This is a genomic window from Streptomyces sp. NPDC017529, assembly GCF_044329785.1.
GTDB lineage: Bacteria > Actinomycetota > Actinomycetes > Streptomycetales > Streptomycetaceae > Streptomyces.
Genome location: NZ_JBIRJY010000004.1, coordinates 307,576 through 331,725, shown reverse-complemented (window position 1 = coordinate 331,725; position 24,150 = coordinate 307,576). Strand labels below are relative to the sequence as shown.

Sequence of the window (24,150 nt, the reverse complement as noted above, 5' to 3'; positions counted from 1 at the left end):
TAATGGCGTCAACCCGGCGCGGCGGTGCGGAGCTGACGCCGACGGGCTCACCCGAACGCGGCGGAACCCGCCCGAACACTCGGATGTGACGTTTCTGCACTGTCCTGCGTACGGCGCATTTTGCCCGGTTTCCTCCGGAGCAGATTATGTGACCCCCCACTGATTCTTTACCGGCCGTGCCGCAACCTTCCCGGGCCTGACGCGGTAGTCACGTCGTCCGCCCGGCAGCCTCCGCGCCCCGCCCGGCGGACACGGTACGTCTGTCCGAAGAACCAGTCCCTCTCCGTAAAAGGAGCACCATGTCCCTCCCCCTCTCGCGTCGGATCGCCCGAGCCGCGCTGCTGGTCGCAGCCGGCGCAGCCCCCGTGGTCGGCGCGGCAGGCTCCGCGAGCGCCGTGGAACTGCCGACCTCCTCCGACTTGGGTGGACTGACCGCGATGGACACCGCGAGCCTCGCCGACACCGCCGACGGCGCGGTGCAGGGTGCCGGCGACCTCGCCGGTGAGACCGGCGGGACCGCCGCCGAGTCCGGCGGAAAGATCATCAAGAAGGCCGTTCCGGCCCTGGGCAAGTCCGCCGGCAAGACCACCGGCAAGACGCTCCGGGAGACCGCCCCGGCCGCCAAGAACGCCGCGAGCAACGCCGCCAGCGACACCGCGGACAGTGCGGGGGACATCCTCACCGACACCCTGCACACGGCCACCGAGGACGGCCTGCCGACCGACGACCTGACCGGCGCGCTGCCCGGCGACGGCCTGTCCACCGACAGCCTGACCGACTCGGTGTCGACCGACAACCTGGCCGAGGGCGTCAACGGCAGCGGCCTGGCCTCGGACCTCCTGCCGACGAACGGGCTGCCGATCAGCTGACGCGGGACCCGCGACCACGCGAGAGGCCCGGAGCGGACGCCTACCGGCAGGCGTCCGCTCCGGGCCTTCGTGTGCGCGGGTGCGCGGGAAGGGCGCGGCTACTGCGCCAGGCGCCGTACCGCCTCGTCCACGCGCTCGTCGGTGGCGGTGAAGGCGACCCGTACGAACCGCTCCCCCGCCGTCCCGTAGAAGTCCCCCGGGGCGACGAGGATGCCGCGCTTGGCGAGGTCGGCGACGGTGTCCCAGCACGACTCGTCCCGCGTCGCCCACAGGTAGAGCGACGCCTCGCTGTGCTCGATGCGGAAGCCGGCGGCCTCCAGGGCTTCGCGCAGCGCCGTACGGCGGCGGGCGTAGCGCTCGCGCTGCTCGCCGACGTGCTCGGTGTCGCCGAGCGCCGCGACCGTGGCGGCCTGCACGGGCGCGGGGATCATCATGCCGCCGTGCTTGCGGATCTGGAGCAGCTCGCCGAGGACCGCCGCGTCCCCCAGGAGGAAGGCGGCGCGGTAGCCGGCCAGGTTGGAGCGCTTGGACAGCGAGTGGACGGCCACGATGCCGTCGTACGAGCCGCCGCAGACGTCCGGGTGCAGGACGGAGACCGGGTCGGCCTCCCAGCCCAGCTCGATGTAGCACTCGTCGCTGAAGAGCAGCACGCCGTGCTCGCGCGCCCAGGCGACCGTGCGGCGCAGCTCGTCGGCGCTCAGCACACGGCCGGTGGGGTTGGACGGCGAGTTCAGCCACAGCAGCTTGAGGCCGGCGGGGTCCAGCCCCCAGGGGTCGTCGTAGACGACCGGCTCGGCACCCGCCAGGCGCGCGCCGACCTCGTAGGTGGGGTAGGCCAGGCGCGGGTACGCGACGCGGTCGCCGGCGCCCAGGCCGAGCTGGGTCGGCAGCCAGGCGACCAGTTCCTTGGAGCCGACGACCGGCAGCACGTTGGCGTGGCCGAGTCCGGGGGCGCCCAGGCGCTCCCCGGCCCAGCAGGTGATCGCGTCGCGCAGCGCGGCGGTGCCCCACACCGTCGGGTAGCCGGGGCTGTCGGCGGCGGCCGTGAGGGCTTTCTGCACCAGCGCGGGCACGGGGTCGACCGGAGTGCCCACGGACAGGTCCACGATGCCGTCGGCATACGCGGCCGCCGTGGTCTTGTAGGGCTCCAGCCGGTCCCAGGGGAAGACCGGAAGACGGGATGAGACGGTGCCCACGTTGCTCTCTTTCCTCACGTTCCTCTGGCCGCACAGGGCTGGAAACACCTCGGCCCCGTGCGGCGTCGGCTCCCTCGGACTACGCGTCGGGGAGGCCGGCCGTACGGGACCGGGGCGGCGCCATGCGGCCGCTTACTGGTTCTGCGGCGGCAGCGCTGCGATGAAGGGGTGGTCGCGTTCGATCAGGCCCAGCTTGCTGGCACCACCGGGCGAACCGAGCTCGTCGAAGAACTCGACGTTCGCCTTGTAGTAGTCCTTCCACTCCTCCGGGGTGTCGTCCTCGTAGAAGATCGCCTCGACCGGGCAGACCGGCTCGCAGGCGCCGCAGTCGACGCATTCGTCCGGGTGGATGTACAAGGACCGGGAGCCCTCGTAGATGCAGTCGACGGGGCACTCCTCGATGCATGCCTTGTCCTTGACGTCGACACAAGGCTGCGCGATGACGTAGGTCACGCTGTCGTTCCTCCTCGGTAGGGCTGGCGGACCGATTGGCAGTTCCGCCGCGGGGCGCGCGGGAGCGCGGCGTCGTCGATGCCCGCACCTAGTATCTCCGTTCCCGGGCAGGAGACGAACAAGAGGGGCGGGTAGAGCCGTGGAATTCACTACCGGCGGACGGTTGGAGGTCCACATCACCCGTGCTGACGTGGGCAAAAGGGTATCTGTCCGGCGTTTGACCGGCGCCGGGCAGGGGGGCGCGAAGTTCACCGACACGGTTGGTGTTCTCACATCCTGGGACGACGGTGTGCTGAGCATCACACGCCGGAACGGAGAGGTCGTCCGCATCGGCGAGACGGCCCTGGTCGCCGGGAAGGCGGTGCCCGCCGCGCCGGCCCGCCGCCGCTCCCCCGCGACGAGCGCGCCCGAGCTGGACCGGGTGGCGGCCCGCGGCTGGCCGCCGGTGGAGAGCGAGTGGCTGGGCGAGTGGCAGCTGCGGGCGAGCGCCGGGTTCACCCGGCGGGCCAACTCGGTGGCGGCCCTCGGCGACCCGGGCCTGCCCCTGGACACCGCGCTGCGACGGGTCCGCGCCTGGTACGCCGAACGCTCCCTGCCCGTCTACATCCAGGTCAGCACGGGCGCCCCGGGCACCCAGGAGGCGCTGGCGGCCGAGCTGGCCGGCCGCGGCTGGACCCGCGAGGTCACGGCGGAGACCCGGATCGCCGCGCTGGCGCCCGTCGGCGACCTCGACGCCGACGTCTCGCGGGTGGTGCTCGGCCGCCGGGTCGACGACGGCTGGCTGCGCCGCTACCGGCGCTCGGCGCGGCCGGGGCCCGAGGTGCTCAAGGTGCTGCACGGCGGGCCTTCGGTGTGGTTCGCGAGCGTGCCGGACGAGGCGGGCGGCGTGGCCGCGATCGGGCGGTGCGTGGTGGACGGGCGCTGGGCCGGGTTCGCGGCCGTCGAGGTCGGCGCGGAGCACCGGCGGCGCGGGCTGGCCTCCGCCGTGATGGCGGCGCTGGCCCGCAAGGCGCTCGACGAGGGCGCCTCCGCCGCGTACCTCCAGGTCGAGACGGACAACGACGGCGCCCGCGCGCTCTACGACGGGCTCGGCTTCGTCACCCACCACCATTACCACCACTGGCGTCCCGCTCAGGGAGGCCCGAGCTGAACGGGTACGAACCTCGCATGCACCCCGACCCGGACCCGAACGGGGACGACGTGTCCGCCGAGCGGCGACGGCAGTTCGCCGAGGCCGCGCGCGACGAACGCCCTGACCTCGCCCGGCTGTGCCTGCTGATCGCGGCGGAGGCCGACCCCGCGCTGGACGAGGCGGGCGTGGACGCGGCCCAGATCGAACTGGACGGGCTCGCCGGCCGGCTGCCGTTCGGCCCCTCCGGCGGGCCGCGCCCCTGGGCCCGCAACGTCGCCGAACTGCTCGGCGCGCGCCTCGGCTTCCGCGGCACGCCCGCCGACTACAGGCGGCTGGAGTCGTCGCTGCTCCACGAGGTGCTGCGGCGGCGCCGCGGCCTGCCGATCCTGCTGTCGGTGGTGTGGCTGGAGGTCGCGCGGCGGGCGGGCGCGCCGGTCTACGGGGTGGCGCTGCCGGGCCACTTCGTCGTCGGCTTCGGCGACCCGTACGGCGCGCACGTGCTCGCCGATCCCTTCGACGGCGGGCGGCTGCTCACCGACGAGGACGCGGGGGTGCTGGTCGCGGGCGCGACCGGGGCGCCGCTAACCGAACAGATGCTCGCGCCGGCCGATCCGCTGGAGATCGTGCTGCGCGTCCTGAACAACATCAGGGCGTGGGCAGCCGCCCGGCCGGAGCGCAGCGACGTGCAGCTGTGGGCGGTCGAACTGTCCCTGCTGCTGCCCAGCCACCCGGCGCGGCTGCGCCACGACCACGCGCAACTGCTGGTGCAGCGCGGTGACTTTCTGGGCGGCGCGGCCGAGCTGGAGGAGTACGCGAAGGTGGTGGAGGCGGTCGACGCGGCCGCCGCGGACGCGGTGCGGCGTCAGGCGGCAGCGGCGCGCGCGATGCTCAACTGATCCGCCGGGGCTTCCCCGGCGCGCTCGCCGGCGGCGTGCGGGCCGCGGCGCACGATCAGTACGGTCGCGTCGTCCTTCAGCTCGCCGCCGGTGAACCGCTCCAGGTCGGCGCGGAGCGTGTCCGCCAGCTCGGCCGGCTCCAGGTGCGTCCAGCGGGCCAGCCGGTCGGCCAGCGGGTAGAACGCGCCGTCCGCGCCGCGCGCCTCGGTCACGCCGTCGGTGCACAGCACGATCCAGTCGTCCGCCACCGGCTCGACGGCCACGCTCTGCCGCCGCTCGCCGGTCAGCGGGCCGAGGCCCAGCGGCAGGCCGCCCTCGCCGTCGCTGCGCTCGGTGACCTGGCCGTCGCGTACGAGGTAGTACGGGATGTGGCCGCAGGACAGCACCCTGGCCCGGTCTTCGCCGCGCACCTCCAGCAGCAGCGCGGTGACGAACCGCTCCTGGCCGCCGCGCTCGGCGGAGCGGACGTTGTAGCGGGCCAGCGCCTGTTCCATGCGTTCGGCGACGGCTTCGAGGGTGTCCTTGTAGTGCGCGGCCTCCCGGAAGGACGCCAGCACCTCGTGCCCGGCACCGATCGCGGGCATGCCCTTGCCCTGTACGTCGCCGATCACCAGCCGCAGCCCGTGCGGCGTCTGTACGGCTTCGTAGATGTCGCCGCCGACGCGTGCGCCCTCCTGGGCGGAGACATAGAACCCGTACGCCTCCAGCGGCCCCGCCGTCAGCGGCAGCTCGCGCAGCATCTCCCGCTGCACGGCGTCGGCGACCATCCTCGTGCGGGCGTGCAGCGCCTCCCGGTCCAGCCGGGTCCGGCACAGCACCAGCGCGAAGACGGCGACCAGCACCGTCCCGAAGACGCCGACGACCTTGCTGGCCAGTGCCCAGTCCGGCACCAGCCGGAGGTGGACGTAGACCTGGCACAGGGCGTACACGCAGGCGACCGCCGCGGTCCACCGGTAGGAGCAGCGCAGCGCGGCGATCAGCGGCGCGATCCCCATGAACATGGCGAAGTGCAGCTGGGGTCCCGTACCGGCGTCCGCCAGCGTGATGGCCAGGGTCGCGACGATCAGCAGCGGCGCGACACGGCGGTCGCGCCCGGGAGATCGCCGAAGAGTCGTCACCCTTCCAGCCTGCGCCCGCCGCCCCGCCGGGCCCAGGGCCCAAGGTCCTGGTGGCCCCGGGTGCGCGGGTGAGGCTCGTTACAGCGGCGGGCCCGTGGGCCGCGGTGGCTACAGCCAGCCCTTGTCGGCCGCGGTGCGGGCGGCTTCGGCGCGGTTGCGGGCGCCGGTCTTCTGGATCGCGGTGGACAGGTAGTTGCGCACCGTGCCCTGGGAAAGGGTGAGGGCGCGGGCGATCTCGGCGTTGGTGGAACCGTCCGCCGCGGCGCGCAGCACATCGCGCTCGCGGTCGGTCAGCGGGCTCACCCCGTCGGCCAGCGCGGCCGCCGCCAGCGCCGGGTCGATGACCCGCTCGCCGCGCAGCACCCGGCGTACGGCGTCCGCCAACCGGGCGGCCGGGGCGTCCTTGACCAGGAAGGCGTCGGCGCCGCTCTCCATCGCGCGGCGCAGGTAGCCGGGCCGCCCGAAGGTGGTGAGGATGACGACCTTCAGCGCGGGGAACTCGGCCCGCAGCAGGGCGGCGGCGTCCAGGCCGCTGATGCCGGGCATCTCGATGTCGAGCAGGGCGACGTCCACGGGCCGTGCCCGCGCCGCGCCGACGACCTCGTCGCCCCGCGCGACCTGCGTCACGACCTCCAGGTCCGGCTCCAGGCCCAGGAGCGCGGCCAGCGCTTCGCGGACCATGGACTGGTCCTCGGCGAGGAGGAGGCGCACATTCTTCACAGGCTGCTCGCCTTGCGGGTCGGTCATGCGGCCACCCTAGCCAGGACGGGGTATGCGCAGGTCAGCGGGTTGTGGCGGGGCGAGGGGCTAGGCGTGGAACCGTCTGTGCCCGGGCGTCGGCTCGAAGGTCTGCCGGCAACCGGAGCACCACCAGTGCCAGACCTCCCGGCCCCGGCCCGTGTCGCTGGTGTCCTTCCACAGTCCGCGCCGGTCCCGGCAGGTGGGGCAGCCGGGCGGGGCGAGGGGACGGACGACGGCCCGCGGGTCGATGGGTGCCATGGCCGTAGCGTGCGCCGCCCGCGGCGGCGGTGCGGCCGGTTCCCCGGCGGGCCACCCCATCGGGGGGAGCGGAGGCGAAGCCGTCCGCGCGCCGGAGCCGCCGGGCCCGCGGTCAGGCGGCCGCGGTCCCGCCCGTGCCGGTCGCCGGCCGGCCGCCGATGGGCACATACGCGCGGAGGGCGAAGCCGCGGCCACGCGGGGCGGCGCCGGTCTCCAGGCGCCCGCCGGCCTGGGCCAGGCGCTCGCGCAGGCCGCTCAGGCCGTTGCCGTCGTGTCCGCCGCCGCGCGGCGGCCCGGTGCCGTCGTCGATGACGGACAGGCACAGATAGCGCCGCTCGTCGGCCTCCCACTCCTCGGTGAGCAGCACCTCGCAGCGGTCGGCGCCGCTGTGCCGTACGACGTTGGTGACGGCCTCCCGCAGCGCCCACGCGAGCGCGCCTTCCTCGTCCGCCGCCAGGCCCTGGTGCTCCCGTTCCAGCGCGGCGTCGATGTCGGCCGTGATCGACACGGTGCGCAACGCGGCGCGCGCCCCGGCCAGTTCGACGGCGAGGCGCGGCCGCCGGTAGCCGGTGACGGCCTCGCGGACGTCCACCAATGCCTGCCGGCCGACCCGTTCGATGTCGGCGACCTGCCGGGCCGCGTCCTCGGGCTTGTCCGGCAGCATCCGCCCGGCCAGCTCGCTCTTGAGCGTGATCAGGGACAGCGAGTGGCCGAGCAGGTCGTGCAGGTCGCGGGCGAGCCGCAGCCGCTCCTCGTCGGCGGCGAGCCGTGCGACCTCCTCCCGCGCCTCGCGCAGCTCCTTGGTCGTACGGATCAGATGCTGCACGCCGACCATCGCGAACCCGCTGAGCAGGCAGGGCAGGGCGTACGCGAAGAGGTAGACCCGGATGTCCTCGTAGCGCAGGCCGATCAGCACGAGGGCGGCGGTGAGCGCGGGGATGGCCCAGCGTGCCGTGCGGATGGGCTGGGTGACGGCCACCGCGACGCACACGAACGTGAACAGCACCAGCCAGTTGGCCCCGAGGACCGAGGCCAGCAGGCCGGCGAGCGCCGCGAGGAGGACCACCGCCGCCCGGATCGCGGCGCCCGGCAGCCCTCGGTGGATCATGTGCCGGAAGAGCAGGACGAAGTAGACACCGACGAACGTCAGGAGACCGGACCAGCCCAGCGCCTCGTGGGCCGGGGACATCGTGCCGTCGAGCAGCTGCCCGATCGGCCCCGCCAGGTACAGGAACCAGATGACGACCCAGACGACCTTGGTCAGCATCTGGCGGCGGGTGCGGGGCGCCACGCCCATCAGCGCCGGGTTGGTCTCGGTCTCCGCTGGCTTCATGCCGTACGCGTGTCCTTCCGGTAGAGCCACCCCGCGCCGCCGGCGAAGACGACCAGGTAGCCGACGAGGATGGCCAGGTCCTTGACGTCCGGGGCGTGGCTGCCCTCGATGGCCGTGCCGAGCGCGGCGTACGCGTGGGTCGGCAGCCACTCGGCGATGTTCTGCACCCACTGCGGCAGGATCGTCAGCGGCATCCACAGCCCGCCGAGGAACGCCAGCACGAAGTAGATCATCATCGCGATGGGCCGGACCGCGTCGCCGCTGGCCAGGTAGCCGATGGCCACACCGAGTGCGGCGAAGACGAAGCTGCCGAGCCAGGTGGCCAGGAGGATGGCGAGCCACTGCCAGGCCTCCAGCCGTACGCCCTTGACCACGGCGGCGACGAGCATGACGAGCACGATGGACGGCAGGCTGATGGTCGCGGCGGAGCCCATCTTCGCGGCGACGTAGCCGCGGCCGGGCAGCGCGGTCAGCCGCAGCTGCCGTACCCAGCCCTTCTCGCGCTCCTTGGCGATCGCCTCGCTGTTGCCGATCAGCACGGCGGTCATCGCGCCGAACGCCGCCATGGCAACCATGAAGTACAGGGGCATGTCCAGGGTCATGCCCGGTATCGGCTTGCTGTCGGCGCCGCCCGCGATGATCAGGTAGAGCACCGGCGGGTAGATCACCGAGAAGAACATGAACTTCTTGTTCCGCAGGGCGCGGACGATCTCCAGCTTGATCAGGGTGGTCATCGTGCCGCCTCCTCGGCGGTCGCTGCGTCGGTGATGGCGATGAACGCCTGCTCCAGGCCGAGTCCGGCCACTTCCAGGTTGTGCGGGTACAGGCCCAGCCCGTAGACGGCGTGCGTCGTCGCGTCGGCGTCCTCGGACTGGATGCGGACGGTGCGTCCGGAGACTTCCAGGGAGGTCAGGGCCGGCAGGCGGCGCAGCGCCTCGCGGTCGATCGGCCCGTCCAGGTCGAAGGCGATACGGCGGGCGCCGGCCCTGGCCTTGATCTCGGCGGAGGTGCCGTCGGCCAGTACCCGGCCGCGGTGCAGGACGATCACGCGGTCCGCGATCTCGTCGGCCTCTTCGAGGTAGTGGGTGGCGAACAGCACGGTACGGCCCTGCTGGGCCTGGGCCCGCATGGTGCCCCAGAACGTCTGCCGGGAGCTGACGTCCATGCCGGTCGTCGGCTCGTCCAGCACGATCAGGTCGCTCGCCCCGGCCGTGGCGAGCGCGAAGCGCACCCGCTGCTCCTGGCCGCCGGAGAGCTTGTCGACCATCCGGTCGGCGATGTCGGCGATCCCGGCCGTCTCCAGGATCCTCTCGACCGGGTAGCCGCGCGGGTGCAGGTCGGCGGCGAGCCGGACCAGTTCGCGGACCTTGACGCCGGTCATCAGGCCGCCGCTCTGCAGCATGGCGCCGACCTTGCCCTGCTCGATGGCCTGCTGCGGGCTCGTACCGAACAGGGACACCGAGCCGGTGTCGGCGTTGCGCAGGCCGAGGAGCAGGTCGAGGGTGGAGGACTTGCCGGCGCCGTTGGGGCCGAGGAGGGCGACGGTCTCGCCCGGGTGGAGCTCCAGGCTCAGGTCGGCCACCGCACGGACGGCGCCGTAGTTCTTGCTGACGCCCCGGAAGCTGACCACGGGGGCGGGGTCCGCGCGGCGCCCGGCGGCCGTGTCTGTTGTGGTGGCTGTGCTCGTCATGGGTACCAGCTTCGCGGTGGGGCGGTACCGCCCGGCAGTGTCGGCTGTCGTGACTTCGGGATGACAGATGTCATCGGTGACGTCCCCTAGGGCGCCGCGTCGGGCGTCACGGACCGCGAAAGCAGGCGAGCCGTGTCCCGTGCGCGAGGCCACGGGACACGGCTCCTGCCGGGGCGGTGCGGCGCTCAGCCGGTGGTCGCCCCCTCGACCTTGGCGACGCGCTTCTGCGGCGCGGGCGGCGCGGGCTTCATGAGCGCCATCCGCAGCGCCTGGGCGGCGTGCTGCGGCGTCATCTTCACCTTGCCGGCGCCACCGTCGATCACGACGTTGTCGAAGGCGTGGCCGTACTTGTCCTCCAGCTTGGCCAGGTCGAAGACCGGCTGGAGCTTGCCGTCGGAGCCTGCGTTGAAGGACAGCAGCTCGCCGATGGACCGCTGGCTGAAGGGCACCTCGACGCCGCCGGCGGAGAGGTAGACCCAGCCGGAGACCGCCGGCTCGGCGAACTCCTTCATCGCGCGGTCGACCTCCGCCTTGCCGGCCTTCGGCCGCTGCTCGACGGCGGCCAGCACCACCGGACTGTTCTTGCCGGTGGTGGCCCGGTCCAGGTACGCCTTCTCGATCTTGCCCTTGGACGCCTTGACGTCGACGGCCTTGTACGGCGTGCCGTAGTGCGGCACGGCCTTGCCGTTCTCGAAGGTGATGCCGCCGTCCTTGGCGGCGTCCGCCGGCCCCGCCACGGCCTTGAGCGCGACGTCCAGCTTCTCGTCGTCGGTGATCATCGCGGGCTTGGCCGTCCGCGTGCCGCCGAACAGCGAGCCGATGACGGAGACCGGATTGTAGTCCCGGCCCGAGGCGTCGCGGACCGTCGCCTGGGTGTCGATGTTCAGCCCGGCCTTGGCGGGCAGGAGCGTCTGCTCCTTGCCGTCCACGGTCAGCTTCAGTGGCTCGGTACGGGCCTTCTTGACCGCCGCGTCGAGCTTCCTGACGGCGTCTTCCTTCGTGTCGCCGCCGATGTCCACGCCCAGCGCCGTGGTGCCGTTGGGCACGTCGGCGTGGTCGAGGAGCAGCCCGGCGCCGTACGCGACGCCCGCGAGCACGACGACCGCAACGCCCAGCAGGACGACCTTGTTGCGGCCCTTCTTCTTGGGGTTGATCGGTTCGGGGATCTTGGCGCGCGGCGGCGGGGCCGGGGTGTCCCGGCCGGCGCCCGGTCCGGGCGGGAAGGCGGCCGCGGGCGTCGGTACGGCGTCGGCGGGGACCGCCGGGATGCCGCTGACCAGGGTGTCGCTGGAGATCTGGTCGCCGCCGGTACGCGGCCCCTTGGGAGCGCCGCCGGGGAAGCCGCCGTCCTCGCCGCCGGGCGCGCCGCCGTTGCCGGCACCCGGTACGCCGCCCGCGATGCCGCCGGTGACGCCGAGCCCGCCGCCGGGTCCGGCCGGCGAGGCCGGGGGCTGCGGCCTCAGCACCGCCGTGTCGTCGCTCATACCGGGTCCGGCGTCCGCGCCCGGCGTACCCGGGGTGTGGAAACCGGACGGCAGGCCGAACGACGCGTCGCCCGCGGCCGGGCCGGTCGTGGGACCGCTGGGGCCGGGGGCCGCGCCGCCGGGCGTGTCGAACGGGTCGGTACGGTCGCCCTGCCCTGCGGGGGCGCCGAACGGGCCGGCCGGCGCGTCGAACGGCGACGCGGGCGCGTCGAACGGGGAGTTGCCGTCCTGCGCGGACGTCGCGTCGGAGAAGAACGGCAGGTCGGGGCGCGACGGCTGGCCGGCGGGCGGAGTCTGCTGCGGGGTGGGGGCCGGGGTGTTCGCCGTCGTCGACGAGGAGGAGGGCGCGGAACCGGCGGACGCGGCGGACGGCTTGCGGGGCGAGAACCAGTCGCTGGTCTTCTCGGCCGGCGCGCTCTTGGCGCCGTCGGAGCCGGCCGCCTCGGGGCGGCGCGTGCTGCCGGTGCGCTCACCGCCGCGGCCGTCACCGGCGGAACCGCCGTCGGCCCCGGAGGGGCCGGACGGACCGGAACCGGATGCTGCGCTCATCCCGGACTCCTCACCGACGGGCTTGCGCACGACGACCGGCGGGATGGGGCGGGACCCCGGAATATTGATCTTGATCCGCGTCGTCAGCGTGGTCTCGGTCTTGGGCTCCTCCGGCTTCGCGGCGGCACCGGCCGCCGCGTCGTCCGCCTCGGTCCGAGGCGTTCCGTACGGCGGCGTCCCCGACGGGTACGCGGCACCGCCGCGCCCCTGGGCGCCGGAGGACGAACTGTCAGATTCACGACTCAAAGCAGGTTCTCCCGGTTGGCTCCGCCGCTCGTCAGTACGGTGCTTGGGCGGCTCGGCGGCGCGCACCACCATACTGTCCGCCGTCGGCGGGTACCCGGGGAGACGGAGAACGCCCCCCGCCCGGACCGCCGCGCGGTACTGAAAATGATCATTGGGACCGGTGCTTACTTGCCAAGTCGGGCCGTTTGCGCCCCGTTGGCGCGCAGCTGCGAACCGGTGGCGCAGATCACAGCGAGCACGATGCCGCCCACGAGGAAGACGTACGTGCCCAGCCCGGCGCCGAAGAGGAAGTCGCCCTCCGGCCGGGTGTCACTGAGCAGGATGACGGTCACCAGCCAGCCGGCTCCCGGCGCCAGTACGCCACCCGTCCGGCCGAGCGCCGTCGCGCCCCCGTAGAAGAGGCCGCCCGCCGCCGCCAGCGCCAGCAGCAGCCCGCCGGGGAACCACGCGGCCTGGACGAGCCCGCCCGCCGCGGCCACGACGGCGCCGAGCAGGAACAGCCCGACGTACGCGGCCGCGCGGGCGGGGCTCAGCGGTGCGGCGAGGCCGGTGGACGGCGCGGCGGGAGCGCCCTTGCCGCCCCGGGGTGCCGCGGCGGACGCGGCGGACGCCGACGCGCCCGCGTTCGGCTTGTTCCCGCCGGTGCCCGCCCTGGTCCGCTTCTTCGGGCCGCTCATACCGCTCGCTCCTTGTCGCTCTCGTCCGTCTCCCCCGTGTCCGCGCCGTCCGCCACGCCCGCGAAGAGATCGTCCTCACACTGCCCGCCGGCGGCGCCGGACGTGCCGCGTACGAGCTGGTAGTACTCGGTCGTGAACAGCGGCTGCCCCAGGCCGTTGGAGAGCGCGAAGAAGGGGCCCTCGACGGCGATCTGCGTGGCGTGCGCCCGCATCGCGGCGGCCTTCGCCGCCCCGTACTTCGCGCCGCCGGCGACCGATGCGGTCACCACGGCGTCGTCCACGACCCCCGGCACGTCCTCGACCGCGCCGACGCCCGGGAAGGAGGCTCCGGCGGCGCGCAGCCGCGCGAAGCCGTCCTCGGTCACCGAACGCGGATTGCGGTTCCAGTAGATCTTTTGAATCCGGTGGGGCGCCCCCAGTTCGGGACGGAAGCCCGGGTCGGCGGCGAGGTCGGCCGCGCGCATCGCGACGCGGTGCGCCTGTATGTGGTCCGGGTGGCCGTATCCGCCGTCGGCGTCGTAGGTGACCAGCACCTGCGGCCGCACCTCGCGGACCACGGCGACCAGGTGCCCGGCGGCCTCGTCCACGTCGGCCCGCCAGAAGGCGTTCGGCCGGTCGTTCTGGAGGGCGCCCATCATCCCGGAATCGCGGTAGCGGCCAGGCCCGCCCAGGAAGCGGTGGTCGGTGACGCCGAGCGCCTCCATGGCGGCGGCCAGCTCCCGGACGCGGTACGGGCCCAGGGTGTCGTCGCGGTCGGGCGCGAGGTGGGCGAGGTCCGGCGGAATCACCTCCCCTTCTTCACCGAAGGTGCAGGTCACGAGCGTGACGAGGGCGCCTTCGTCCGCGTACCTGGCCATGGTGGCGCCGTTGTTGATGGACTCGTCGTCCGGGTGCGCGTGCACCAGCAGCAGTCGGCGGGCGGGGAGGTCGGTCATGGGGACAGCGTACGAGCCGGGCGGCCCTGACCCGGCATCCGCTCCAGGCCCGCCCGGCTCGTCCCCGGCCGGGGACCCCGTTCACCGCCCGTCCGGCGTCCTGGCTCGGACGCGGCGGGGCGCCGCCCTCAGAACTTGATACCGCCGAGCATGCCCGCGACATTCGTCGTCAGCTGCTTGATCGTCGGGCCGATGGACGAGCTGGCCAGATAGAAGCCGAGCAGCATGCACACGATCGCATGCCCCGTCTTCAGTCCGGACTTCCTGACGAGCAGGAAGACGATGATCGCCAGCAGCACCACCGCCGAAATCGAGAGTGCCACGGCGGCTCACCTCCAAGTACGCACGGTCCGGACAGCGTTGGGACAACACAGGCCGCCCGGTGGACGGCCTTGCAGGCATGGGGATGTCACGCTCCTGTCCCATACCCACTCCGCGGAGGGGATCATAACTTTCCATGCGCGCGCATATGTCGGTGCACGGGAGCAGAACGGGGGCGCACGCGATCATCGCAAGCGCGACCCCGGCGGACGCGTGCCCCGTAGGCTCGTCCGCATGACCGGACAGCTCTCCTTCCCCCGGCAACACGCCCGTACCCAGCGGTTCTCGCTGGGCTCGCCGCGCGGCTTCGCGGTCGCGCCGGACGGCTCGCGCGTCGCCTTCCTCCGCTCCCGCACCGGCACCGACCGGGCGAACCTGCTGTGGGTACTGGATCTTGACGAGGGGCGGGAGTACGCCGCCGCCGACCCGGCGGCCCTGCTCGCCGGTGCGGACGAGGAGTTGCCCGCCGAGGAGCGGGCGCGCCGCGAACGGACCCGCGAGGGCTCGTCCGGCGTGGTGGGCTACGCCGTGGACGCCGCGGTGGAACTCGCCGCCTTCACCCTCTCGGGCCGCCTGTTCACCGCCGAGCTGCGCGCCGGCACCGCTCGCGAACTGCCCGTTCCCGGGCCGGTCGTCGACCCCCGGCCGTCACCCGACGGGCGGCACGTCGCGTACGTGTCCCAGGGCGCGCTGCGGGTCGTACCGGCCGACGCCGCGGGCGCGGACGGCGACGGCGCGCCGGGCGACCGCTCCCTGGCCGGGCCGGAAGGACCGGATGTCACCTGGGGCGTGGCGGAGTTCGTCGCGGCCGAGGAGATGGGCCGTCACCGGGGCTTCTGGTGGTCGCCGGAGAGCGACCGCGTGCTGGCGGCGCGCGTCGACACCGCACCCGTACGGCGCTGGTGGATCGCCGACCCCGCCCACCCGGACCGCGAGCCGGCGAAGACCGCCTACCCGGCGGCCGGCACCCCCAACGCCTCGGTGGGCCTGGCCCTGCTCGGTCTGGACGGTTCGCGCACGGACGTGACGTGGGACCAGGAGCGCTACCCGTACCTCGCGCGGGTGCACTGGTCCGCCGCAGGGCCGCCCCTGCTGCTGGTCCAGACCCGCGACCAGCGCGCGCAGCGCTACCTGGCGGTCGATCCGAAGACGGGTGCGACCAGCACCGTGCACGCCGACGAGGACCCGCGGTGGGTCGAACTGGCCGCCGGGTCGCCCGCCTGGACTCCGGACGGGCGCCTGGTGCGCATCGCGGACGAGGGCGGGGCGCGCCGGCTCATCGTCGGCGACCGGGCGCTGACCGCCGCGCCGCTGCACGTACGCGCGGTGCTGGACATCGGCGAGGACGACGTCCTGTTCTCGGCGAGCGGCGCCGACCTGCACGACATCGGCGTCTACCGCGCCTGGTACCGGGGCAGCGGCGACCAGGGAGGCTGGGAGCGGGTCGGTGCGCGCCCGTACCCGTCGGTGGCCTCCGCGGTGCGCGGCGGAGCGGTGGCGGTGCTCTCGCACGCCTGTCTGGAACGGCCGGGGGCGCAGACCGAGGTGGTGCGCCTGGAGGCGGACGGCGGCGAGACCTGGCTCGCCGCGGTCGGTTCGTACGCCGAGGTGCCGGTGCTCGCCACCAGCCCGCGGCTGGTCCTTTCGGGCGAGCGGGAGATCCCGTGCGCGGTGGTGCTGCCGACCGGCTACGAGGAGGGCGACGGGCCGCTGCCGGTCCTGATGGACCCGTACGGCGGACCGCACGGACAGCGGGTGGTGGCCGCGCACAACGCCCACCTGACCGCGCAGTGGTTCGCCGACCAGGGGTTCGCGGTGATCACCGCCGACGGGCGGGGCACCCCGGGCCGCTCCCCCGAGTGGGAGAAGGCCGTCCACCGGGACCTGGCAGCGGTGGTCCTCCAGGACCAGATCGACGCGCTGCACGGGCTGGCCGGCAGCTTCCCGCTGGACCTGGGCCGGGTCGCGATCCGGGGCTGGTCCTTCGGCGGCTACCTGGCCGGGCTGGCGGTGCTGCGCCGCCCCGACGTCTTCCACGCGGGCATCGTGGGCGCCCCGGTCACCGACCAGCGGCTGTACGACACCCACTACACGGAACGGTACCTGGGGCACCCGGACGAGGAGCCGGCCGTCTACGCGGCCAACTCGCTGGTCACCGACGAGGGCCTGACGGGCGCCGCGGAGCAGCACCGGCCGATGATGATCGTGCACGGGCTCGCGGACGACAACGTGGTCGCCGCGCACACCCTGCGGCTCTCCTCCGCCCTGCTGGCGGCCGGCCGGCCGCACGAGGTGCTGCCGCTGTCGGGCGTCACGCACATGACGCCGCAGGAGCAGGTGGCCGAGAACCTGCTCCTGCTCCAGGTCGACTTCCTCAAGCGCTCGCTGGGCGTGCGCTGAGGGGCTACCAGCCGGGCGGCAGGTCCGAGGGCGGGGGCGGCGCGTAATCCGGCCGCCCCGGCCCGTCCGCCGGTCCCCGCGGCCCGTTCCTGCCGCCGGCGAGGGCCAGCGCCAGCAGTGCCACCAGCCCGGCGACGGCGGCGAACGCCACGGTGACGGTGTCGAGCTGGCTCCGCGTGGCCAGCGCGTGGAACCGGCCGAGCAGCCCCGCGTGCTGCCCGGCGGCCAGTGCCGCGAGGCCGTGCGCGAGCAGCAGGGCCGCCGCCAGCATGCCCAGCGGGCGTGCCGAGGCCCGGCGTCCGGCCAACCCGGCGGCCGCCACCAGGGCCAGCAGGGCGAGGGAGAGCAGGTACCAGTTCTCCGGGGGCTGGAGCAGGGAGCGGAAGGCACCGGCGTCCCCGATGACGCTGTCCCAGTACGGCGCCCGGCCCAGCTCCCGTAGCCAGTAGGCCTGCCAGCCCGCGAGCGCCAGTCCCGAGGCCCCCAGCAGCAGCGCGGCCAGCGTCGCCGGCACGAAGCGCAGGCGTCCGGGCCGCTGGTCGGCGCCGCCGCGTCCGGCCGAGGCGGCGATCAGCAGGAGCACGCTCGCCACGAGGCCGACGCCGGAGGTGACCAACGCCCATTCCTTGAGGCCGGGTTCCAGCCCGGACAGCGTGTCGGTGGTGAGGCTGCCCAGTTGCGGCGCCCGGAACAGGACGGTCGCCAGGGCCACCGCGGTCAGCGCGCACGGCGCGGCGGGCGAGCGGCGCAGCACCGCCACCGCCGCGAGGAGGCAGGCGAGCCCCAGCACCGGGTCGAGCAGCGTGGTCGCCCAGACCGCGGAGCCCGCCGCCCGCACCGGCTCCCCCGCCCACAGCCACCAGACGTCCAGCGGCCGCCGGGCCACCAGCAGGTCGTGTGCGATCCATACGGCACACAGCAGCGCGAGCAGTACGCAGATGAGCGCGCCGAATCCGCCGACACCGCGCGCGCGAGCCTTTCTCCGCCCCATGACGTGGCCCACCCCCTGCCCCCGCACGGACAGGTCTACTCCACCCGCCGCACCGGTACAACAGTGCGGCAGCAGACGGCGGGCGGCGCGCCGGGCGGGAGCCGGCCGGGGTGGCCACAGGACCGCCCCGGCCGGTTCACGGCACCCGCACGGCCGTACGCTGTCGAGCGTGGCGCGTCCGTATATCGGCGTGACGACGGTCAAGTTGCCTTCTTGTTAAAGACGTTGGGCACGATATGTCACCCATGCCGTACACCGGGTGCGGCTGTCAAGCACGCCGTGGCGTCAATCTGCGCAATCTTCGCTCAAGAAGCGCCAACCCCCCGGGCGAGCGCCCACCGTCCTCTTGACTGGGCCATAAATCACTTGCCAAAGTCCGCTCAACCAGCGGTGCCATCCAGCTCCGCTTCCTGTTGCAAGTGAACTCGGTGCGGGGGAACTTCGCGATGACAAGTCCGTCCCAGGCCGCGGTAACCCAGACCGGTCCCGCCGGGCTCGGTCCCGGCGGTCCGGGGAAAGCAAAGGGCCGTAAGAGCGGGGAACTGGTGGGCCGCTCCCCCGGCCAATTGATGTGGCTCAGGTTCAAACGGGACCGCACCGGCGTGATCAGTGCCGGAGTCGTCCTGGCGTTCTTCCTGATCGGTCTGCTCGCCCCGGTGATCTCGAAACTGTACGGCAAGGATCCGTACACCCGGTACGGCCAGATCATCCCGGGTCTGCTGGTCAACGGATATCCCGCGCAGCCCAACGGGGGCATCTCCGGCGAGTTCTGGTTCGGAATCGAACCCACCCTCGGCCGCGACGTCTTCATGCAATTGATCTACGGCATCCGGACCACGCTCTACCTCTCGGTCGCCATCACCGCCGTCTCGGTCGTCACCGCGATCGTGCTGGGCGTGGCGGCCGGTTACTTCGGCGGCCGGGTCGACTACCTCATCGGCCGGATCATCGACCTGCTGATGGCCTTTCCCAACCAACTCTTCTTCGTCGCGTTCGTCCCCGTGGTCGGCGCGATCTTCGTGGCTCCCGAAGACGCGATGGAGACCTGGATGCGCTGTCTCATCCTGATCCTGGTGCTGTGGTTCCTGGGCTGGATGAGCCTGGCCCGGCTGCTGCGCGGCACCGTCCTGTCCCTGCGCGAACGGGAGTTCATCGACGCCGCCAAGGTCAGCGGGGCCTCCCCGGCCCGCATCATCCGGCGCGAGCTGCTGCCGAACGTCATGACGCCGATCCTGGTGCAGACGACGTACATGCTGCCCAACTTCGTCACCTCGATCGCGGGCCTCTCGTTCCTCGGCGTCGGCCTGGTCGAACCCACCCCCGACTGGGGCCGGATGTTCGCCAACGCCGCCGACTACTACCGCAACGACATCACGTATCTGTTCTTCCCGGGCATCGCGATGGTGGTCTTCATCGTCGCGTTCAACCTCCTGGGGGATTCCGTCCGGGACGCCTTCGACCCGAAGCGCGCCCGGTGAACCGTGTTCCACGGGGGGTGCTGCCACCCCAGCACCGCACACGTCAGGCAGCGGCTACGGAACTACGACAGGCAGGTGCATCCACCACCATGAGCACAGTCCGTACGCACAGAACGCGCGCCACCGTCGTGGCGCTCTCCGCGGGGGCACTGGTCCTGACCGCCTGCAGCAGCGGGGCCGGCAAGGGGGCGCAGGACGACGAGGGCCGCAAGGGGGCCGAGAGCCAGCGCGCGCAGATCGCGTTCGGTGACGCCAAGGCGTCCACCGGGCCGGCCGAGGCGGTGCCCGGCGCGACGTCCGGCGGCACCATCAAGGTCTACCAGCGCGACACCTACGACCACCTGGACCCGGCGCAGATCTACGTCAGCGACGAGGGCACCATGTCGACGCTGATCTTCCGGCGCCTGACCTCGTACCACCTGGACAACGAGGGCAAGTACACCGTCGTCGGCGACCTGGCGACGGACAGCGGCAAGTCCACGGACGGCGGCCGTACCTGGACGTACACCCTGAAGAAGGGCCTGAAGTTCGAGGACGGCTCGCCGATCACCGCGAAGGACATACGGCACACCTTCGAGCGAACCTTCGCCGACTTCATCTCCAACGGCCCCACGTACGTGCAGCGCTGGCTGGCCGACGCCGAGGGCAACGAGTACCGCAAGCTGCTGCCGGGCGGCCCGTACGGCGGCAAGCACCTGCCCGACAGCGTGCTGGAGACACCGGACGACAGCACCGTCCGCTTCCACTTCAAGAAGCCGGTCGGCGACCTCCCGTACGCGCTGGCCATGGCGGGGTACGCCGTCGTGCCGGAGAAGGGCGACACCAAGGAGAAGTACGACAAGGCGCCGGTCTCCTCGGGCCCGTACAAGATCCAGAAGGGGTCGTTCAAGTCCGGCAAGGGGATGTCGCTGGTCAGGAACACCAACTGGGATCCGAAGACGGACATCACGCGCCACCAGTACGTCGACCGGTTCGACATCCAGTTCGGCGTCTCCTACCCCGACTCGACGCAGCGCCTGATGTCCGACAGCACCGACAACAAGGCGGCCATCAGCTTCAACAACCAGGTCGACGCCGCCAGCCTCCAGCAGGTGGCCAACGAACCGGACGTCAAGAAGCGCTCCACCTCCGGCTACCAGCCCTACGTCGGCGTCATCAACTTCAACATGAAGCGCCTGAAGGACAAGAAGGTCCGCGAGGCCATCGCCCACGCGATCCCCATCCAGGCCATCCTGGACGCCTACGGCACGCCGGGCGGCGGTGAGCTGGCGGGCAGCTACATCAGCCCGACGCTCACCGGCCACAAGGACATCGACCCGTACGGCAAGCTCAAGAAGCCGATGGGCGACGTCGAGAAGGCGAAGCAGCTGCTCAAGGAGGCCGGCAAGGTCGGCATGAAGCTGACCTTCGCGTACACCAACGCGCCGGAGCCGCAGAAGTACTCGGTCGCGGTCGCCGACAACCTGCGCAAGGCCGGCTTCGACGTGCAGAACAAGGACCTGCCGTCGGACACCTACTACGACATCATCGGCAAGGTCGACAACGACTTCGACATCTACCCCTCCGCGTGGGGCGCCGACTGGCCCAGCTCGCTGACCGTGATCCCGCCGGTCTACGACGGCCGGCAGATCCAGGACAACGCGCCGAACTACTCGCATTACAACAACCCCGAGGTCAACAAGGAGATCGACCGGATCTCCCAGCTGACCGACCAGAAGAAGGCCGCGCACGACTGGTTCGCGCTCGGCGAGAAGATCCTCAAGCAGGACCTGCCGCAGCTGCCGACCTTCTACTACAAGCAGGTCCAGCTGCACGGTTCCAAGGTCGGCGGTGTCGTCAACAACGACATCATCAGCTCCGTGGACCCGACCAAGCTGTACGTGAAGAAGTAGCGGAGCCGGCGCCCCGGCGCCCTCGCGCCGTGTACCGCGGCGCCCGGTGTGCCCGTCACCCGCGGACGGGCACACCGGGCCCGGCGCCCATCCGACCCTCTGGCTGCCCACGAGAGCTGCGACTGCCATGCTGCGTTTCCTCTTCCGCCGGTCCATCGGCGCGATCGTGATCCTGCTGATCATCAGCGCGTTCACGTTCTTCCTCTTCTTCGCCGCCCCCCGGGATCCCGCGCTGCTGTCCTGCGGAAAGAACTGCACGCCCGACGCCATCGCGCTGATCCACAAGAACCTCGGGCTCGACAAGCCGGTTCCGGTCCAGTACTGGGAATTCATGTCCGGCATCGTCACCGGGCGGGATTTCGCCCAAGGCGCCTGCCCGGCCCCGTGCTTCGGCTATTCGTTCGCCAACGGCGACCCCGTCTGGGACACGATCGTGGACCGTTTCCCGACCACCATCTCCCTGACCGTCGGCGCCGCCGCGGTCTTCCTGACGGTCGGCGTCGGCACCGGAATGATCGCGGCCTGGAAGCAGGGAAAGATCGTCGACAAGATTTTCAGCTCGGCGTCGCTGGTGCTCTCCTCGATGCAGATCTATTTCGTCGGGCCGATCGTGCTCGCGCTGCTCGTGTACAACCTCGGCTGGTTCGGCCAGCCGAAATACGTGCCGATCACCGAGGACCCGGCGGGCTGGTTCCTGGGACTGATCATTCCCTGGTGCGTGCTGTCCATCATCTTCACCGCGCAGTACACGCGCATGGCGCGCTCGTCGATGATCGAACAGCTCCAGGAGGACCACGTACGGACCGCGCGGGCCAAGGGAATGGCGTCCCGCAGGGTCTTCTTCCGTTACGCCTGGCGCGGCTCCCTCATTCCCATCGTCACCATTTTCGGCATCGACCTGGGCTCCCTGTTCGGCGGCGCCATGATCACCGAATACACCTTCGCGCTGCCGGGCCTGGGCACCCTCGCCGTGAAGTCGGTGCAGAACACCGACCTGCCCATGACCATGGGCGTGATGCTGTTCGCCGCGACCTTCATCATCCTCTTCAACATCGTGGTGGACGCCTGCTACGCGTTCATCGACCCGCGCGTGCGGCTGTCCTAGGAGAGACCCGTGACCACACTCCCCCAGCCCGCGGGCGCTCCGGCCCCGCCCGGGTCCGGCCCCTTCCTTTCCGTACGCGACCTGTACGTGCAGTTCGCCACCGAGGACGGCGTCGTCAAGGCGGTCGACGACCTCTCCTTCGACCTGGAGCGCGGCCGCACCCTCGGCATCGTGGGCGAGTCCGGCTCCGGCAAGTCGGTGACCAACCTCGCCATCCTGGGGCTGCACAGCCCCAACTACACGAAGATCGCGGGCGAGATCCTGCTCGACGGCGACGAGCTGACCGGCGCCCGGGAGAAGGACCTGGAGAAGCTGCGCGGCAACAAGATGGCGATGATCTTCCAGGATCCGCTGACGTCGCTGTCGCCGTACTACACGGTGGGCCGCCAGATCGCCGAGCCGTTCGTCAAGCACACCGGCGCGAGCAAGCGCGAGGGCCGGCAGCGCGCCGTCGAGATGCTGGCCAAGGTGGGCATCCCGCAGCCTTCGCTGCGGGTGGACGACTACCCGCACCAGTTCTCCGGCGGCATGCGGCAGCGCGCCATGATCGCCATGGCGCTGGTGTGCAACCCGTCCCTGCTGATCGCCGACGAGCCGACGACGGCGCTGGACGTGACCGTGCAGGCGCAGATCCTGGACCTGCTCAAGGACCTCCAGCAGGAGTTCGGTTCCGCCATCATCCTGATCACCCACGACCTCGGGGTGGTCGCCAACACCGCCGACGAACTGCTGGTGATGTACGCGGGGCGGGCCGTGGAACGCGGCACCGTCAAGGAGATCCTCACCGAGCCGCAACACCCGTACACCTGGGGCCTGCTGGGCTCGATGCCGCGGCTGTCGGCGAGCGTGGACGAGCCGCTGACGCCGATCCCCGGCACGCCGCCCAGCCTGCTCGAACCGCCGTCCGGCTGCCCCTTCCACCCGCGCTGCGCCTTCCCCGCCGAGGTCGGCGGCACCCGCTGCCAGGACGAGCGCCCGACGCTGGCCCCGGGCCGCTCCGCGGCCTGCCATCTGAGCCCCGACCAGAAACACACCCTGTTCACCGAGCAGATCAAGCCCCGGCTGGGCTAGGAGCACCGTGATGAACGCACCCGAAGACGTCGTCGTCCCCGCTCCCCGTCCGGCCGCCGCCGGGCCCGGCGAGGTGCTGCTGACCGCCAAGGGCCTGACCAAGCACTTCCCGATCATGGCCGGGTTCCCGTTCAAACGCCGGATCGGCGCGGTGCAGGCGGTGGACGGCATCGACCTGACCGTGCTCGCGGGCGAGACGTTCGGCCTGGTCGGCGAGTCGGGGTGCGGCAAGTCCACGACCGGGCGGCTGCTGACCCGGCTGCTGGAGCCGACCGCCGGCACGATCACCTACCGGGGCCGGGACATCACCCACGCCGGCCGCAAGGAGCTGGCGCCGGTCCGCTCCGAGATCCAGATGATCTTCCAGGACCCGTACTCGTCGCTCAACCCGCGGCAGACGGTCGGCACGATCGTCGGCGGCCCGATGGAGATCAACGGCATCGACCCCGCGGGCGGCCGGGAGCACCGGGTGCGCGAGCTGCTGGAGACCGTCGGCCTCAACCCGGAGCACTACAACCGCTTCCCGCACGAGTTCTCCGGCGGCCAGCGCCAGCGCATCGGCGTCGCCCGCGCCCTGGCCCTGGAGCCGAAGCTGATCGTGGCGGACGAGCCGGTCTCCGCGCTGGACGTCTCGATCCAGGCCCAAGTGGTCAACCTGCTCCAGGAGTTGCAGCGGGAGCTGAACATCGCGTTCCTGTTCATCGCGCACGACCTGGCGATCGTGCGGCACTTCAGCCAGCGGGTCGCGGTGATGTACCTGGGGAAGATCGTCGAGGTCGGCGACCGGGAGTCGATCTACCAGCGGCCGCGCCATCCGTACACCCACGCCCTGCTCTCCGCGGTGCCCGAGGCCAGGCTGCTGGAGGCGCAGGAACAGGGGCAGGACCGCGAGCGCATCCGGCTGGCCGGCGACGTGCCGTCGCCGATCGACCCGCCGTCCGGCTGCCGGTTCCGTACCCGCTGCTGGAAGGCGCGGGAGAAGTGCGCGGCCGAGGAACCGCCGCTGGTGCAGATCAGCGGCAACACGTCCGGCCACCTGACGGCCTGCCACTTCCCCGAGGAGCCGACGACGGCGGCGCGGGAGGCGGACATCGTGCTGGACCCGGCGCTGGCGGCGATCGAGGACGCGGTACCCGGGCCGGAGGCGGCCGACGGAACTCCCTGACCGGCCGGCTCCGCGGCCCCGCGATCCCCCGGTGTCGGATCGGGCTTCCGGGGCAGGCTGCGAACCGGAGCAGGCGCCGCGGCCCGGCACCGGGCCGCGGCGCTCGCTTCCGGCTTTTCCCGTACGCGGAGGTGGTGACGGCACCTCAAG

General features: G+C 72.4%; 22 protein-coding genes. 9 read left to right on the top strand and 13 right to left on the bottom strand.

The genetic code is table 11. From position 1 onward, the window contains the following. Positions 1–299 precede the first annotated feature (299 nt). Positions 300–869, top strand: a complete 570-nt coding sequence (locus ACH4K4_RS12180; RefSeq protein WP_398166760.1) for an ATP-binding protein — start codon at positions 300–302, stop codon at positions 867–869. A 98-nt stretch (positions 870–967) separates the two neighbouring features. On the opposite strand, the gene dapC is transcribed toward ACH4K4_RS12180, so the two are convergent. Further along, positions 968–2,065 carry a succinyldiaminopimelate transaminase gene (dapC, locus tag ACH4K4_RS12175; protein WP_398166759.1) on the bottom strand — a complete coding sequence of 366 codons (1,098 nt, stop codon included), beginning with the start codon at positions 2,063–2,065 and terminating at the stop codon, positions 968–970. 132 nt (positions 2,066–2,197) lie between these two features. Beyond that, a complete protein-coding gene (fdxA, locus tag ACH4K4_RS12170; RefSeq protein ID WP_018089397.1) occupies positions 2,198–2,518 on the bottom strand; it encodes a ferredoxin in 321 nt (106 codons plus the stop codon). Between the two features lie 139 nt (positions 2,519–2,657). On the opposite strand from fdxA, the gene ACH4K4_RS12165 reads away from it, so the two are divergent. Beyond that, positions 2,658–3,668: a GNAT family N-acetyltransferase gene (locus ACH4K4_RS12165; protein ID WP_398166758.1), complete on the top strand. Its 1,011-nt coding sequence runs from the start codon at positions 2,658–2,660 to the stop codon at positions 3,666–3,668. Between the two features lie 17 nt (positions 3,669–3,685). Further along, entirely contained in the window at positions 3,686–4,546 is an 861-nt protein-coding gene (locus ACH4K4_RS12160; RefSeq protein ID WP_398166757.1) for a tetratricopeptide repeat protein, read from the top strand. Here ACH4K4_RS12160 and ACH4K4_RS12155 read toward each other — a convergent pair. From ACH4K4_RS12155 to ACH4K4_RS12110, 10 genes are all read right to left on the bottom strand, one after another. After that, complete coding sequence (locus ACH4K4_RS12155; protein ID WP_398166756.1) at positions 4,513–5,664, bottom strand: PP2C family protein-serine/threonine phosphatase; 1,152 nt, start codon at positions 5,662–5,664, stop codon at positions 4,513–4,515. The two genes, ACH4K4_RS12160 and ACH4K4_RS12155, sit on opposite strands and share 34 nt — an antisense overlap. Positions 5,665–5,772: 108 nt before the next feature. Further along, entirely contained in the window at positions 5,773–6,411 is a 639-nt protein-coding gene (locus ACH4K4_RS12150) for a response regulator (RefSeq protein WP_398166755.1), read from the bottom strand. Positions 6,412–6,471: 60 nt separating this feature from the next. Further along, positions 6,472–6,663, bottom strand: a complete 192-nt coding sequence (locus tag ACH4K4_RS12145) for a hypothetical protein (RefSeq protein WP_398166754.1) — start codon at positions 6,661–6,663, stop codon at positions 6,472–6,474. A 112-nt stretch (positions 6,664–6,775) separates the two neighbouring features. Further along, positions 6,776–7,996, bottom strand: coding sequence for a sensor histidine kinase (locus ACH4K4_RS12140; protein ID WP_398166753.1), 1,221 nt, complete (start codon positions 7,994–7,996; stop codon positions 6,776–6,778). Then, entirely contained in the window at positions 7,993–8,730 is a 738-nt protein-coding gene (locus ACH4K4_RS12135; RefSeq protein ID WP_398166752.1) for an ABC transporter permease, read from the bottom strand. Before ACH4K4_RS12135 ends, ACH4K4_RS12140 begins: the two co-directional genes overlap by 4 nt. Then, positions 8,727–9,686 (bottom strand): ABC transporter ATP-binding protein, encoded by a 960-nt coding sequence (locus ACH4K4_RS12130; RefSeq protein WP_398166750.1) that lies wholly within the window; start codon positions 9,684–9,686, stop codon positions 8,727–8,729. Before ACH4K4_RS12130 ends, ACH4K4_RS12135 begins: the two co-directional genes overlap by 4 nt. A gap of 185 nt (positions 9,687–9,871) precedes the next feature. Then, complete coding sequence (locus tag ACH4K4_RS12125) at positions 9,872–11,965, bottom strand: hypothetical protein (RefSeq protein ID WP_398166749.1); 2,094 nt, start codon at positions 11,963–11,965, stop codon at positions 9,872–9,874. A 164-nt stretch (positions 11,966–12,129) separates the two neighbouring features. Then, positions 12,130–12,642, bottom strand: coding sequence for a DUF6113 family protein (locus ACH4K4_RS12120; protein WP_398166748.1), 513 nt, complete (start codon positions 12,640–12,642; stop codon positions 12,130–12,132). Then, entirely contained in the window at positions 12,639–13,577 is a 939-nt protein-coding gene (mshB, locus tag ACH4K4_RS12115) for an N-acetyl-1-D-myo-inositol-2-amino-2-deoxy-alpha-D-glucopyranoside deacetylase (RefSeq protein ID WP_398166746.1), read from the bottom strand. Before mshB ends, ACH4K4_RS12120 begins: the two co-directional genes overlap by 4 nt. A 128-nt stretch (positions 13,578–13,705) precedes the next feature. After that, positions 13,706–13,900: a hypothetical protein gene (locus tag ACH4K4_RS12110; protein ID WP_398166744.1), complete on the bottom strand. Its 195-nt coding sequence runs from the start codon at positions 13,898–13,900 to the stop codon at positions 13,706–13,708. A gap of 232 nt (positions 13,901–14,132) precedes the next feature. Here ACH4K4_RS12110 and ACH4K4_RS12105 point away from each other — a divergent pair, with 232 nt between their 5' ends. Beyond that, a complete protein-coding gene (locus ACH4K4_RS12105; RefSeq protein WP_398166743.1) occupies positions 14,133–16,298 on the top strand; it encodes a prolyl oligopeptidase family serine peptidase in 2,166 nt (721 codons plus the stop codon). Positions 16,299–16,302: 4 nt separating this feature from the next. Here ACH4K4_RS12105 and ACH4K4_RS12100 read toward each other — a convergent pair whose 3' ends face one another. Then, the gene (locus ACH4K4_RS12100) at positions 16,303–17,289 is read right to left on the bottom strand and encodes a hypothetical protein (protein ID WP_398166741.1); all 987 of its coding nucleotides are present in this window, start codon (positions 17,287–17,289) and stop codon (positions 16,303–16,305) included. A 446-nt stretch (positions 17,290–17,735) separates the two neighbouring features. Here ACH4K4_RS12100 and ACH4K4_RS12095 point away from each other — a divergent pair, with 446 nt between their 5' ends. From ACH4K4_RS12095 to ACH4K4_RS12075, 5 genes are all read left to right on the top strand, one after another. Continuing rightward, complete coding sequence (locus tag ACH4K4_RS12095; RefSeq protein WP_398166739.1) at positions 17,736–18,767, top strand: ABC transporter permease; 1,032 nt, start codon at positions 17,736–17,738, stop codon at positions 18,765–18,767. 89 nt (positions 18,768–18,856) lie between these two features. Beyond that, the gene (locus ACH4K4_RS12090; RefSeq protein ID WP_398166737.1) at positions 18,857–20,659 is read left to right on the top strand and encodes an ABC transporter substrate-binding protein; all 1,803 of its coding nucleotides are present in this window, start codon (positions 18,857–18,859) and stop codon (positions 20,657–20,659) included. A gap of 127 nt (positions 20,660–20,786) precedes the next feature. Beyond that, the gene (locus tag ACH4K4_RS12085; RefSeq protein ID WP_398166736.1) at positions 20,787–21,764 is read left to right on the top strand and encodes an ABC transporter permease; all 978 of its coding nucleotides are present in this window, start codon (positions 20,787–20,789) and stop codon (positions 21,762–21,764) included. A 9-nt stretch (positions 21,765–21,773) separates the two neighbouring features. Then, positions 21,774–22,835 (top strand): ABC transporter ATP-binding protein, encoded by a 1,062-nt coding sequence (locus ACH4K4_RS12080; RefSeq protein WP_398166734.1) that lies wholly within the window; start codon positions 21,774–21,776, stop codon positions 22,833–22,835. A gap of 10 nt (positions 22,836–22,845) precedes the next feature. Further along, on the top strand, positions 22,846–24,000 hold the full coding sequence (locus ACH4K4_RS12075) for an ABC transporter ATP-binding protein (RefSeq protein WP_398166733.1): 1,155 nt from the start codon (positions 22,846–22,848) through the stop codon (positions 23,998–24,000). Positions 24,001–24,150 lie beyond the last annotated feature (150 nt).

Excerpts from the sequence above, each read along its gene's own strand:
- mshB (WP_398166746.1), bottom strand. The coding sequence starts at position 13,577 with ATGACCGACCTCCCCGCCCGCCGACTGCTGCTGGTGCACGCGCACCCG.
- ACH4K4_RS12075 (WP_398166733.1), top strand. The coding sequence starts at position 22,846 with ATGAACGCACCCGAAGACGTCGTCGTCCCCGCTCCCCGTCCGGCCGCC.
- ACH4K4_RS12085 (WP_398166736.1), top strand. The coding sequence starts at position 20,787 with ATGCTGCGTTTCCTCTTCCGCCGGTCCATCGGCGCGATCGTGATCCTG.
- ACH4K4_RS12145 (WP_398166754.1), bottom strand. The coding sequence starts at position 6,663 with ATGGCACCCATCGACCCGCGGGCCGTCGTCCGTCCCCTCGCCCCGCCC.
- ACH4K4_RS12095 (WP_398166739.1), top strand. The coding sequence starts at position 17,736 with ATGACAAGTCCGTCCCAGGCCGCGGTAACCCAGACCGGTCCCGCCGGG.
- ACH4K4_RS12150 (WP_398166755.1), bottom strand. The coding sequence starts at position 6,411 with ATGACCGACCCGCAAGGCGAGCAGCCTGTGAAGAATGTGCGCCTCCTC.
- ACH4K4_RS12100 (WP_398166741.1), bottom strand. The coding sequence starts at position 17,289 with ATGGGGCGGAGAAAGGCTCGCGCGCGCGGTGTCGGCGGATTCGGCGCG.
- ACH4K4_RS12090 (WP_398166737.1), top strand. The coding sequence starts at position 18,857 with ATGAGCACAGTCCGTACGCACAGAACGCGCGCCACCGTCGTGGCGCTC.
- ACH4K4_RS12135 (WP_398166752.1), bottom strand. The coding sequence starts at position 8,730 with ATGACCACCCTGATCAAGCTGGAGATCGTCCGCGCCCTGCGGAACAAG.
- ACH4K4_RS12180 (WP_398166760.1), top strand. The coding sequence starts at position 300 with ATGTCCCTCCCCCTCTCGCGTCGGATCGCCCGAGCCGCGCTGCTGGTC.
- ACH4K4_RS12130 (WP_398166750.1), bottom strand. The coding sequence starts at position 9,686 with ATGACGAGCACAGCCACCACAACAGACACGGCCGCCGGGCGCCGCGCG.
- ACH4K4_RS12120 (WP_398166748.1), bottom strand. The coding sequence starts at position 12,642 with ATGAGCGGCCCGAAGAAGCGGACCAGGGCGGGCACCGGCGGGAACAAG.
- ACH4K4_RS12105 (WP_398166743.1), top strand. The coding sequence starts at position 14,133 with ATGACCGGACAGCTCTCCTTCCCCCGGCAACACGCCCGTACCCAGCGG.
- ACH4K4_RS12160 (WP_398166757.1), top strand. The coding sequence starts at position 3,686 with ATGCACCCCGACCCGGACCCGAACGGGGACGACGTGTCCGCCGAGCGG.
- ACH4K4_RS12140 (WP_398166753.1), bottom strand. The coding sequence starts at position 7,996 with ATGAAGCCAGCGGAGACCGAGACCAACCCGGCGCTGATGGGCGTGGCG.